The organism is Burkholderia sp. LK4, assembly GCF_001043615.1.
GTDB classification, from domain to species: domain Bacteria; phylum Pseudomonadota; class Gammaproteobacteria; order Burkholderiales; family Burkholderiaceae; genus Burkholderia; species Burkholderia cepacia.
In genome coordinates, this window is sequence record NZ_LDUL01000029.1 from 120,614 (window position 1) to 132,761 (window position 12,148).

Annotated in this window: 9 protein-coding genes; 2 read left to right on the plus strand and 7 right to left on the minus strand. The window is 57.1% G+C overall.

Features of this window, described 5'->3' with window-relative positions; translation table 11 throughout:
• Window positions 1–42: 42 nt before the first annotated feature.
• From VK92_RS15490 to VK92_RS15500, 3 genes are all read right to left on the minus strand, one after another.
• The gene (locus VK92_RS15490; protein ID WP_048028084.1) at window positions 43–1,557 is read right to left on the minus strand and encodes an aldehyde dehydrogenase family protein; all 1,515 of its coding nucleotides are present in this window, start codon (window positions 1,555–1,557) and stop codon (window positions 43–45) included.
• Between the two features lie 107 nt (window positions 1,558–1,664).
• Window positions 1,665–3,308 (minus strand): GMC family oxidoreductase, encoded by a 1,644-nt coding sequence (locus tag VK92_RS15495; protein WP_048028086.1) that lies wholly within the window; start codon window positions 3,306–3,308, stop codon window positions 1,665–1,667.
• Between the two features lie 164 nt (window positions 3,309–3,472).
• Window positions 3,473–4,561 carry a substrate-binding domain-containing protein gene (locus tag VK92_RS15500; protein WP_048028229.1) on the minus strand — a complete coding sequence of 363 codons (1,089 nt, stop codon included), beginning with the start codon at window positions 4,559–4,561 and terminating at the stop codon, window positions 3,473–3,475.
• A 367-nt stretch (window positions 4,562–4,928) separates the two neighbouring features.
• On the opposite strand from VK92_RS15500, the gene VK92_RS15505 reads away from it, so the two are divergent.
• The gene (locus VK92_RS15505) at window positions 4,929–6,119 is read left to right on the plus strand and encodes an MFS transporter (protein WP_048028088.1); all 1,191 of its coding nucleotides are present in this window, start codon (window positions 4,929–4,931) and stop codon (window positions 6,117–6,119) included.
• A 172-nt stretch (window positions 6,120–6,291) separates the two neighbouring features.
• On the opposite strand, the gene VK92_RS15510 is transcribed toward VK92_RS15505, so the two are convergent.
• From VK92_RS15510 to VK92_RS15525, 4 genes are all read right to left on the minus strand, one after another.
• Window positions 6,292–7,428, minus strand: coding sequence for an alkene reductase (locus VK92_RS15510; protein ID WP_048028090.1), 1,137 nt, complete (start codon window positions 7,426–7,428; stop codon window positions 6,292–6,294).
• A gap of 129 nt (window positions 7,429–7,557) precedes the next feature.
• Window positions 7,558–8,061, minus strand: coding sequence for a nuclear transport factor 2 family protein (locus VK92_RS15515; protein WP_048028092.1), 504 nt, complete (start codon window positions 8,059–8,061; stop codon window positions 7,558–7,560).
• A gap of 82 nt (window positions 8,062–8,143) precedes the next feature.
• Window positions 8,144–9,229, minus strand: coding sequence for a substrate-binding domain-containing protein (locus VK92_RS15520; protein WP_048028093.1), 1,086 nt, complete (start codon window positions 9,227–9,229; stop codon window positions 8,144–8,146).
• A gap of 397 nt (window positions 9,230–9,626) precedes the next feature.
• The gene (locus tag VK92_RS15525) at window positions 9,627–10,463 is read right to left on the minus strand and encodes an IclR family transcriptional regulator (RefSeq protein WP_048028095.1); all 837 of its coding nucleotides are present in this window, start codon (window positions 10,461–10,463) and stop codon (window positions 9,627–9,629) included.
• A gap of 112 nt (window positions 10,464–10,575) precedes the next feature.
• On the opposite strand from VK92_RS15525, the gene VK92_RS15530 reads away from it, so the two are divergent.
• Window positions 10,576–11,385: an IclR family transcriptional regulator gene (locus VK92_RS15530; RefSeq protein ID WP_048028097.1), complete on the plus strand. Its 810-nt coding sequence runs from the start codon at window positions 10,576–10,578 to the stop codon at window positions 11,383–11,385.
• Window positions 11,386–12,148: the final 763 nt, after the last annotated feature.

A 12,148-nucleotide genomic window follows, 5' to 3' on the forward strand; every position in this document is an offset into this window, starting at 1 on the left:
CAGTCCGGGTACGAAGCAGTGAGGGGGAGCCTCTGTGTGCCGCTAGTCGCTGAGATAGACGCCCACCGACTTGAGTTCGGTGTAGGCTTCAATACCATTGAGGCCCATCTCTCGCCCCCAACCCGACTGCTTGTAGCCGCCGAACGGCAGCGCCGCGTCTGTCTGATTATGGTTATTGACCCACACCACACCCGCGCGAATCCTCGAGGCCAGCTTGTGAGCCATGCTGATGTCTCGCGTCCAGACACTGGCGGCAAGGCCGTAGGTCGTGTTGTTGGCCTCGCGCACGAGTGCGTCTAGATTATTGCCACTCATCTTCATGGCCGAAATAACCGGCCCAAAGATTTCCTGCTGATAGATGGTCATACCGGGCTGAACATCGGTAAGGACAGTCGGCCGGAGGAAAAAACCTGCGCCGTCGGGTCGCCCGCCTCCAGCGAATACCTTCGCACCTTCGTCAATACCCTCCTGAAGGATTTTCGACACTCGCGTCAATTGGCGGTCCGAAATCAACGGCCCAAGGTTAGTCGCCGGGTCGAGGCCGTGCCCCAACCTGAGCGATTCTGCGTATTCGGCGACACCTGCAACAACCTTGTCGTAAATATCTTCGTGGATATAGAGCCGGGAACCTGCCGTGCAGGCTTGCCCGCTGTTGAGCAGCACGGCCTCCGCTACACCCGGAATCGCGCGCTTGAGGTCGGCATCCGGGAAGACGAACACGGGGCTCTTGCCGCCAAGCTCGAGTGTCACCCGCTTGAGGTTACCGGCAGCAGCACGCACGATGGCTTTCCCGGTATCGGTGCTCCCCGTGAACGCGACCTTGTCAACGTCCGGATGCTCGACAAGCGCCGCGCCTGCCGTACCATCGCCCGTTACCACGTTGAGCACACCCGGTGGCAAACCCGCCTGCTGACACAGCTCGGCGAGACGCAGCGCGGCCAACGGTGTATCTTCGGCCGGTTTGAGCACGATTGTGCAACCCGAAGCGAGAGCGGGCGCAAGCTTCCAGGCGGCCATCAGCAACGGCACATTCCACGGAATGATCTGGCCAACGACACCAATCGGTTCGCGCACGGTATACGCGTGCCATTCGCCCAGCATGTTGACCGGGACCGTACTTCCACCAATTTTGGTCGCCCAGCCAGAGTAGTAGCGGAAATGCTCGGCGCTCAGACGCACATAGAAGTTCTTGACGACGTTGTACGGAGAGCCTTCGTCCAGCACTTCCAATTCGGCAAGCTCCTCCGCATTGTCATCAATGAGCGCACCGATTTTCCAGATGATTTTCGCGCGTTCGCTTGTCGGCATGCGTCGCCATTCGCCATGCTCGAACGCGTCACGAGCTGCCTTGACTGCGAGGTCGATGTCTTTCGCGTCACCGTTTGCCATCGCCGAAATCGTGGCGCCTGTTGCAGGGTCGAGCACGTCGCGCGTCCCGCCGGACGACGCATTGACCCATTCGCCACCAATAAAGAGGCAATGCTTTTTCGCCAGAAACTGCTTCGTTGGCTGCGAGATTCGAGCGGAACTGTCAAAAACCGCGATTGAAGATGTCATCACTCTTCCCTGTGACGGTTGATTGAAACATTACCAAGCAATAGCGGGGCAACCTCTTCCATCTGACGCATACGGATTCGTCGAAGAGGCTGCCTCGAACGAGTACGTCAGATACCCAGTTGCTCGGCATGCTGGTCTTGCGTAGTGCCGGCGACAGCACCGCGAGCTGCGGCATCGTAAAGAATCATGTCCGCAGCCTTCTCCGCAATCATGATGGTCGGCGCGTTCGTATTGCCGCTGGTAAGGTTCGGCATGATGGACGCATCGACCACGCGGAGGCCGCGCAAGCCCCGCACACGCAGACGTGCGTCAACAACGGCATCGTCGTCCAAGCCCATCTTGCAAGTACCGACCGGGTGATAGACGCTTTCGCTCTTGTTCTTCAGGTATTCGTCCAAGTCCTTGTCAGAGGTAACACCTGTGCCTGGACCAAACTCTTCCCCACGGTACGGGTCAAACGCCTTCTGGCTCATCAGCTCGCGCGCGATACGCAGGCCGTCGCGCATCACTCGGATATCGTCCGGGACCGAGAAGAAGTTCGGATCAATGCTCGGCAACGCGAATGGATCGCTCGACCGTGCCATTACCGTACCGCGGCTCTGCGGACGCGAAATATTGAAGTAAGGCATGATGCCTTCTTCATAGAAAATCTTGCGGCCATGGTCCTCGTACATGATCATGTTGAGGTGGAACTGGACGTCAGGTGCTACGACTTCCGGTCGAGTCTTGACGAATGCGAGGGCCTCGACACCATGGTAGGCTGCGGGGCCGGTTTTCGTTGCCATGTACTTTGCAACTGCAGATGCCGAATTGAGAATGTTCAAGTGCTTCAGCAGCGAAAGCGGTTGTGTAATGCGCTGCTTGAGTCCACATCCCACATGGTCCTGCAGATTTTTTCCGACACCTGACAGCGCATGAACGACCGGCACGCCAATGGACTGCAGATGTACCGGGTCGCCGATGCCGGAAATCTGGAGCAGATGCGGCGAATTGAATGCGCCGCCGCACAGGATGACTTCCTGCGACGCGTGGAGCTTCTTCGGTTTCTTTCCAACCAGATACTCGACACCAACGGCACGGTCGCCATCGAAGAGAATTCGCGAGGCAATCGCATCTGTGATAACGGTAAGGTTTTTTCGGCCGCGAATGGGCGCGATGTAGCATCGCCCAACACTCGAGCGTACGCCATCTGCTAGCGTGCTATCACAGGGGCCGAAGCCCTCCTGATTGCCGCCGTTCAAGTCATCGTTGTACTGGTAGCCAGCCTGCTTGCCTGCTTCGACAAAGGCAACGGCGATCGGGTTATGGATGCCGAATCGGCTGGTCTTGAGTGGGCCGCTTCCGCCGTGCACGTCTGTTTCGCCACCTGCCCACGTCTCGGACTTTTTGAAGTACGGCAGGATGTCCTCGTATCCCCATCCTTCGTTACCGAGCTCACGCCACCCGTCATAATCGGTACGGTCGCCGCGCGTATAAATCATGCCGTTGACTGTCGTGCAACCTCCAATGCTTCGCGCGCGCGGAATGAACATCTCGCGATTGTTCATGTGCTTTTGGGGCACGGTGTGATAGCCCCAGTCCAACTGGCCCGTCTGCATCAACCGGAAGTATCCGGCGGGCATATGGATGAACGGGCTCTTGTCCCAACCACCGGCTTCAAGCAGGGTCACATTGACACTGGGATCAGCAGTCAGCCGGTTTGCCAACACGGCGCCGGCAGAACCAGCGCCGATAATGATGTAGTCAGTCATTTCATGCCTCCATTTTTCTAACGTCGCCTGCGTCTTGCACAGTGCGATTTCTGTCTTGCAACCTTTCGGATTCGGTGTGCTGCGAAACCGACTTGACCAGGAGCAACGACAGCGAAAGCCGTCCACACGTCAGTGGACACGTCACTGTCGTCAATTCGAGAGGTTTATTGCTGGAAAACTGCCTTGAGTTTCTCGGCAGAAAGTGCTGAGGAAAAGTCAGCGTCCGGCGGAGCCGAAAGGTCGCACTTCGGGTCCATGCCTTTGGTACTGTCCGCATAGGGAAACGGGAACGCCGCTAACGGCTCGTCATTCCTGGTTCCCTGGAAGTCTGCAACGCCGCGGCGGCCGGCAAACCGGATGACGGAAGTGGTTCCGTCAAGCGAGAAGTACGGAAATGCTTTTCCGGACTTCTTCATGTCCAGATATTTGCAGTTCAGTTCGTTGTTACTCGCGTTCGTCGCGATTGCCGGAATCGCGAGGTGCGCCTGTTCGAACGCCTTTACCGTCGCAAGCGCCGTGACGCCGTAGTCCGTCGCCACGCCATCGATGCGCGGGTATTTTGCGATGAGACCGGAGACGGCTTTCTGCGCATCAAGCGGGTTCCAGTTCGTCACGATGAAGTTGTTGTCGAGGAGCTTCAGGTCCGGGTATTTGGACAACTGCGTCTTGAAGCCTTCCAGGAAAATCTGAGACGACATTGCGCCCGGCGCGCCGCCAAGGAACACGACGTTTCCCTTCTTGAGATTGTGGCCATACCAATCGGCCCAGACCTGCCCCATCCGGTAAACGTCTTCGGTCACGTTGGCCGCGTAGTCCTTGCCAGGATTACCGGAAATCTTGGCCAGATACGGAACAACGGTTACGCCCGCTTTCGTCGCAGCTCGCATGGCAGGAATCTGTGCTGCACCAAAGTCCGGAAATACGACCAGCACGTTCACACCTTGCGCGACCAGACTATTGATGTCGGAGTTTGCCTTTTGCTGGTCACCGTTCGCGTTCGTGTACATGAACTTCTTGAAGTTCTTGCAACGACTGACCTCGTCCTTCAACTCAGCAACCGCCGTCTTTCTCCACGTATTCCCCCCGTAACCGTCGGAAAGGCCAACAACCATGGGCTTCGTACCGCACATCGAGCTGATGTCGGCCTGCTTGGTGACCAAAGCTGATTCGGCGGACATTGCAGGAACAGACACCGCGGCCAACAACAACCCAGCGGCAAGTGAGCGCATGGGGTTCAGGCAGAGAATCTTCATCGTCTCCTCATCTCTAATATGTCTCAAGTCCTTTGATGAAGCCGTCTTCATCAGACTTACAGCCAATATATGAGAGGGAAAGAGCGCCTTCGCGACTCAGCACGACATATTCGATGGCCCCTGTGCGCCAAACGTTTGTTTATTTGGCCTCGGGTCGAAGCTGGGCGGAACAAAGGAGCTGGCGCGCGCTACTCCGCAGAATATCGACACCACATCACGATTCTACGAGTACGTATATGTTTGTTTATGTATAATTTACGTGGGAGCGACGCACTCGAACAATCGGCTTGGCAGGCAACCGGTGGCACACGCGCCTGGTGCCGGTGGAAGTTCCTCTTGTCCGAGCGCAAATTTTGGATGGACACGCATGGAAAGCAGATTGTCACAAAGAGCTCTATGGCTTCTAAGCACCTGTTGCTTTACAAGCATGGCGTCAATGAGAGTTTGCGATTCGCTGCTGCCGTCGCTGCAGTCCGGATTTGACGTGACCATGGGGCGTGCTGCTCAATCGATTTCAGCGTTTGCGCTCGCATACGGTTTCATGCAGCTATTCTTCGGCCCCTTGGGTGACCGGTTCGGAAAAATCCGTGTCGTCTCGCTTGCTACATTGGCATGTGCCGTCGGTAACATCGGTGCAGCCATCTCGGTACATCTGAATCAGATGGTGGTTGCTCGGGCTCTCTCCGGCGCTGCCGCCGCGGGAATCGTCCCTCTGACGATGGCCTGGATTGGTGACATGGTGCCGTACGACCGGCGTCAGGAGATTCTCGCGCGGTTGCTAGGTGCAACTGTCCTCGGGATGATTGCCGGCCAATGGTTGGGCGCACTGGTCGCAGACGCATTCAACTGGCGCGTCTCCTTCGCATTGCTGGCAGCCATTTCTCTGATAGCCGGGCTCTTCATCATGCGTGACGGCCGCGCCGAGCGAGCCGGGCAAGTTGGCCGCACCACACTCAGGAAAGGCTTCATTCATCGAGCATTTGAGGTCTTCTCGATTCCTTGGGCCCGGATAGTTCTCGGTGTCACCTTCATCGAAGGCGCTCTCGCTTTCAGCGCCCTCTCGTTCATTCCGAGCTATTTGCATACAACCTTCAATATTCCGATGCCAAAGGCTGGTGGCATCGTGGCGCTGTATGGAATTGGCGGCCTGCTCTACAGCCGATGCGCGCGCTTTCTGGTTCGACATCTGGGTGAATCCAACCTAGCGAGACTCGGCGGTGTCTGCCTTGCGGCGTCGTACAGCATGCTCGCTTTGCTTCATGGTTGGCCGCTCGCATTGCCGGCGTGTCTTCTGGCCGGCTTCGGTTTTTACGCTCTACATAACACATTGCAAACTCACGCTACACAAATGGCACCGACTGCGCGTGGCACGGCTGTGTCTCTGTTCTCCTGCTTTCTCTTCTTCGGCCAGTCACTGGGTGTGCTCTGTGCAGCGTGGCTCATCGACCGGTTTTCTGCTCACCCTGTATTCCTGTCCGCAGCGGCCGGCCTCCTCCTACTTGCATTGGTCTTTTCAGTGCTGATATCGCGACAGAACACCCGGCTGGTCCAAACCTGAACTCGACCATGTAGTGTGTATTGTCAGTTCCCGCTGCATCTCGCGCGACTAATATCAGTTTACGCCGTATGGTGGATGACTTTATTTTTAAGTATGCCGTAATCGCAACCGAAGCGAAAAGGTCAGATACTCGACAAGCAAGTATCTGACCTTGTTATTGCCGGGAACTGCTCTAGTCAGCTTTGATTTCGTTGTCTACGCTTTCCAGGTAGGTGGGGTAGTCAATGTATCCTTCGTCCCCGCCACCATAAAACACCGCGTGGTCGAACGGCGTCAGCGGCCACCCGTTCCTGAAGCGTTCGACCAAGTCCGGGTTCGAAATGAACGGACGGCCAAACCCCACCAGGTCGGCAACACCTGAATTTACAAGCTCCTCCGCGGTCTCTTGCGTCAGCGAGCCGGTCATCACCAACGTACCCTTGTATGCGTTGCGGAACTTCCGAATGAAATCTTTTGGAATCGCGGCCACAGTGGGGTCAATGTTGCACAAGGACTCTTGGTCACTGAGGTGGACATATGCCAGCTCTCTGTCGCTGAGCTTTTCCGCCAGGGTAAGCCAGGTATTCTCCTCATCGTCGAAGCTGTGCATGTCGTGAAGTCGACCGTATGGCGCCAATCTTATGCCGACCCGACTGCTGCCGATAGCCTCAGACATCGCGTCGACCGCGTCAAGGACAAACCGCAAGCGATTCAGTGTGCTACCGCCGTATTCGTCAGTACGGGTGTTGCAACTTGCACTGATGAACTGCTCAAAGATGTACCCATTGGCAGCATGAATTTCGATACCATCGAATCCGGCTTCCATCGAATTCCGCGCGGCCGTGACGAAGTCCGAGATGACGCGCGCAATGTCTTCCTTGTTCATTGCCCGAGGCGTACTCACGGGAACAGCTCCTGGCTGACCGGATTCATCGTACGCGTAGCACGTATAGCCTTTGGCGGGAACCGCCACAGAGGAGACTGGTACAGCACCGTTCTCCTGCAAGCTGATGTGAGAAATGCGGCCGACGTGCCAAATCTGGATAAAAATCTTGCCGCCTTCCTCGTGCACGCCTTTGGTGACGGCCTGCCACCCCTTGACTTGTTCGGGCGTGTGGATGCCCGGCGTGAAGAGATAGCCGGTTCCTTCGACAGATATCTGCGACCCTTCCGTAACGATCAGGCCGGCACCGGCTCGCTGACGATAGTACAGTGCCGTACTTGCATCGGGCACCGTGTCTCGTGCCCGAGACCTCGTCATGGGTGCCATGAGAACACGGTTGGCCAGCAACGTGCCATTCATTTCGTAGCTTTGCAGTAGCTTGCTCATCTCTATCTCGTTTATTGCTTTTGCGGCGAACACAACGCTGCGCGCGCAGGATGCAGGCGGCCGTAACGCGCGCATACCTCGCATAGCCTGCCGCGCAGCGCACCGTATAGGAAGATGCCTATGGCACAATCACCAGGATTCCTTGACGAAAGGCGACTTGACCCAACCTTCCGTCCAAGGCGACGACTGGTCGATGGTCCCCGTGATTTCTTCGAAGAACCACTGCTCGCCAACCTTTACGAGCTTGTCGCTGTATTTTCCCGCGAGGACGACAGCCTCAGACTCAGGCTTGTCAGCCGTCGGTGCCATTGTCAGCAGGCAAACCAGGTAGAAGGTCGCGTCGGCGCGCTTGCCATCAGAACTGAGCGCGACAATCGGCGACGAAATATTGTGCTGGCCCCAGACAATGCCCTCTTTGAGATTGTGGCAATGTTGCTTGATGCCCGCCCGGCCCTTTGCCTCACCACCAACACCCTTGATGACCCACAGGCCGTCCTCGACGAAGAGGGAGGCGATGCCATCCGGGTTATACCCATCGTCGAGATGTCGCGCATAAGTTGCCTTCAGCTGTTTGATGGCTTCGATGTCCTCGATTCGCTTGACACGCTCTTCCAGACTGAATTCCTGACTCATGTTTTTCCTCAATTTCAAAGTTTAACTTCCATAAGTATTGCAAATTAACCATTCTACGGCAGATGAAAAATCGAGAGCAATGCTATTGCTTGAACACCGCCTTGAGCTTGTCCACGGCCAATGCCGACGAAAAGTCAGCATCCGGAGGAGCCGAGGCATCGCATTTCGGCGTAATGGTCGAACTACTATCGGCATACGTGTAGGGGAAGACCTTGCGTGGTTCGTTATCAGTTGTGCCCTGGTAGATTGCGACACCGCGGCGCGCCGCGAACCGGATGACGGAAGTCATGCCATCAAGCGAGTAGTACGGGAAGGGCTTGCCAGCATCCTTCATCGCGACGTATTTGCAGCTCAACTCATTGTTGCTCGAGCCAGTCGCGATGGCGGGAATCGGCAAATGTGCCTGCTGGAACGTCTTGACTGCCGCGAGTGCAGTTACACCGTAGTCTGCGGCCAGTCCGTCGATGTGTGAGTACTTGGCAATTACCCCTTCGACGGCCTTCGGCGCGTCAATTGGATTCCAGTTCGTCACGACGAAATCGTTCTGCACAAGCTTGAGACCAGGATATTTCGCCAAGTGCGTCTTGAAGCCGGTGAGAAATGTCTGAGACGCCGGCGCACCCGGAATACCACCGAGAAAAACGACATTGCCTGTCTTGAGATTTTGACCAAACCAGTCGGCCCACGCGCCGCCAATGCGAAGTAGGTCCGCGCTTACATTTGCCGCGTAATCTTTGCCCGGCGTACCAGGAATCTCGGCCATGTACGGGATGACGGTTACCCCCGCTCGTGTCGCCGCACGCATGGCTGGAATTTGAGCAGCGCCGAAGTCTGGGTACACGATGAGGACATTCACCCCCTGCGCAACCAAACTGTTGATGTCGGAATTTGCCTTCTGCTGGTCTCCGTTGGCGTTCGTGTAGATGAAGCGCTTCAGGTTCTTGCAGCGCCCCACCTCATCCATCAGTTCGGCAACGGCCGTCTTTCTCCAGGTGTTACCACCGTAACCGTCCGAAAGTCCGACGACCATCGGTTTGGTGCCACACATGGTCGTGATATCACCTTGGCGCTGCACTGATACAGAATCGGCTGCCATCGCGGCCGATGCGGCTGCCGCTATCAGACCGCCGGCAATCACGCGCGTGGAAGGCATGAAAATCGCTTTCATCGTCTCCTCTCCTTTTTTGAATCGGTCGTCCGTTGACCAACACTGTCTCGACATACATGCGGCGACTATAGGAGTGCAATGGCACAGCTTCGCGACTGGTCGCGCCAAATTTCATTGCTTCTTTACGCCAAACAGAAGTTGGCGAGGCCGGCTGGCTGCTCCATGCGCTCCATGGAGCATTCGGAGCAGGCCGCTGCTATCCGGGGAGTGACACAAGGATTCCCGCTCGCATAACGCTCGTTGCGAGCGTTACAGGAACAACACCGAGGTCAAGGGCCACACTCGGTCGTCAACAGCGCTGGACGCGTTGAGGCATACCGCATGAGTCATGTCAGCCCCCGAATCAGACGGGACGAGGACGACAAATCAACGGCACTGCTTGCGGAAATGTATGGAACTACTGAGGGGGCGCGGTCGAGCCGGCGTTCTGCTCTGTTAGAAACTTCGTCGTCTGCAGCAGGCTCGTGGCTAGTTCACCCTTCCACGCGACGTCGAACGTCCCTGCCACGCCAAAAAGAGTCAGAACGAGAGCAATCTCTCCATTGCCGTCGAAGACAGGGGCGCTGATACTGTTGATACCGGGAATTGGCATCCCTTCGCCACGTGCAAGGCCGCGCTTTCGAATATCCGTGAGAATTGCCTCGAACTGCTCTGACGAGAGGCGTTCGTCCTCTGGCTTTTGTGAGCCGAGGTCGACCTTTACCAGTTCCTTGAGATTGGGAATTCGCTTGTACGCGACGAAGACACGGCCAGTAGTGGAATGTGTAAGCGACATAGCCGTGCCCACGTGGATACCGGCATGTAACGACGCAGCCGGCTCGATACTCTGGAGAACCGTCGGACCACGGTCTCCCCAGGCAGCAAGAAGTACGCTCTGCCCCACACGTGCCGCCAGGTCAGCGGCCGGTTGCATTGCGTTTCGTACGGCCGGCACCATCCGGAGCGCGTGCAGCCCAAGACGGAGTGATAACGGTCCGGGTTCGAAGCGCGAGGTGACAGGGTCCCGCTTCACGAGACCGGTGCGCAACAGGCTGACCATATAGGTGAAGACCTGGTTCGGAGGGATGCCGCTTCTGGCACTGAGCTCCGCCAGTGTCACCGGTTCGCTAGCGTCCAGAAGATAGTGGAGGAACCGGCCACCGACCTCCATACTCTGGATTCCCCGTTGCTCCTTGCGGGCATTCGTATCCTTGCCGCCTGAATGCTGTTCTTTTGCCGGCTGCTTCGTTACCATGCAATCCTCTACCTCACGAATGTGAGTGTGATTCGCTGATTTTACCGGCTTCTTCACTGACCGAGATGGGAAGTCTGGCTACGAGGGTTCGAATCCCGATCGAGATACTTGCATGGACACCGAAAGCACCGAAAAAGCGCAACGGGGAATTCAATCAGTCGAAGTAGGCAGCGAGATTCTGCTTGCGCTCACCTACTGCGATACCCCCATGCCGCTAAAGGAGATTGCACGCGTGACAGGCATGCCTCCGGCGAAGCTCTTTCCGTACCTCGTCAGTCTCATCAAGCTGGAATTGGTACAACGGGTCGAGCCCTCCGGTGACTACGCACCCGGTCCGCTCGCATTGCGGCTAGGACTGTATGGCCTGCAGCGGTTAAATCCGCTTCGAGAAGCGGAGGCGGACGTTCTCGCGCTTGCCTCGAAGACTGGACAAAGCGTCTTCCTGACCACCTGGGGACCAAACGGCCCCGTCGTCGTTAGGCAGGAAGACCCGTCCTATCCGCTTCACCTCACACTGCGCGTTGGAACAATCATGTCGCTGGTCAATACTGCCACGGGGCGGCTCTTCGGCTCGTATATGCCAGAGCCGCTCGTGCGCAAGGCGCTCGAAGATGAAGATATCAGGCTCAGCGGCGCAACTGACATGAAAGCGGCAGACAAACTTCGGCTCTTCAAGGAGTATGAGCAGATTCGCGAGGTAGGGATGACCCGAACGGCAGGTCATCCTCTTCCGGGCGTGAATGCCATTGCCGCACCGGTTTTCATGTTCAACGGCACGATTGCACTGGCAATCACGCTGGTCGGGCCAGCGGGCACGTTCGATACGAGTTGGGACGGCGAACTCGCACTCACCCTGCGTCAGACAGTCGCTGACCTCTCCTACCGCTTGGGTTACAAGGGAGCGCAGAATAGCGACGCTTGAGCAGAACGCGAGCGCCGGACCAAGCGCAATCCCGGCACCGGGATAGTTGCTGTTGATCATGCTGCGCGCGTCGCTCGAAGCTCTTGATATCCGCGATAGGAACGGCTCCCCGGCGGAAACACACCTTCATCGTCGGCCTTCAAATTTCGGTTCAGCGGGTAAGAAGTGCTCCCGACCGCCGCAACATCGGGAACAGCGGCTTGCTTCGCTTGATGGTGTTTCCGCAAGGCATCCGACTCCCAATGGCCATCGCCTTCTGCGCGGGTAACGCCCACTGTCGAACATCAGCGGACCTTATAGTCCGAACAGAAGCTTCGATAGCGACCGCCCATAATGGTTGCCGTTAGTCGACAGCTTCCGCGACCGAATTTCACTACGTCTACGAAGTAACTCGAGAGACGCCGCGTCAGGTACTACGCCGGTTCGGCGGCTTTCGCGACGCGTGAAGGGTACAACTTCGTTGCCCGCCCCATTGTCTCGCTTACGGTCGATTCAAGAGGTGCGGGCGCCGAGTTCGCGCTGGACTCGCCAACTTCTCACCCGCCAAATGGGCGCATCACCATCAAACGCCGCTCCAGGCTCAGCCCCCCGCACATTAGCAGGATGGTCCTGACAGAGAGGCACCTCATCGAATCGTGCGCCGGTCATATGAAGCGCTCTGCGGCCGCGGGCCCCACCGTATGAACACATCAACGAGTCCCAGCGGTCGAAGCCGTCGCATCTCAGGCGCTGATCACGTTCTCGCGCCCCTCTCGTGCCCAAG

Coding starts and splice junctions, on each gene's coding strand:
- VK92_RS15490 (WP_048028084.1), bottom strand. CDS start 1,557: ATGACATCTTCAATCGCGGTTTTTGACAGTTCCGCTCGAATCTCGCAG.
- VK92_RS15495 (WP_048028086.1), bottom strand. CDS start 3,308: ATGACTGACTACATCATTATCGGCGCTGGTTCTGCCGGCGCCGTGTTG.
- VK92_RS15500 (WP_048028229.1), bottom strand. CDS start 4,561: ATGAAGATTCTCTGCCTGAACCCCATGCGCTCACTTGCCGCTGGGTTG.
- VK92_RS15505 (WP_048028088.1), top strand. CDS start 4,929: ATGGAAAGCAGATTGTCACAAAGAGCTCTATGGCTTCTAAGCACCTGT.
- VK92_RS15510 (WP_048028090.1), bottom strand. CDS start 7,428: ATGAGCAAGCTACTGCAAAGCTACGAAATGAATGGCACGTTGCTGGCC.
- VK92_RS15515 (WP_048028092.1), bottom strand. CDS start 8,061: ATGAGTCAGGAATTCAGTCTGGAAGAGCGTGTCAAGCGAATCGAGGAC.
- VK92_RS15520 (WP_048028093.1), bottom strand. CDS start 9,229: ATGAAAGCGATTTTCATGCCTTCCACGCGCGTGATTGCCGGCGGTCTG.
- VK92_RS15525 (WP_048028095.1), bottom strand. CDS start 10,463: ATGGTAACGAAGCAGCCGGCAAAAGAACAGCATTCAGGCGGCAAGGAT.
- VK92_RS15530 (WP_048028097.1), top strand. CDS start 10,576: ATGGACACCGAAAGCACCGAAAAAGCGCAACGGGGAATTCAATCAGTC.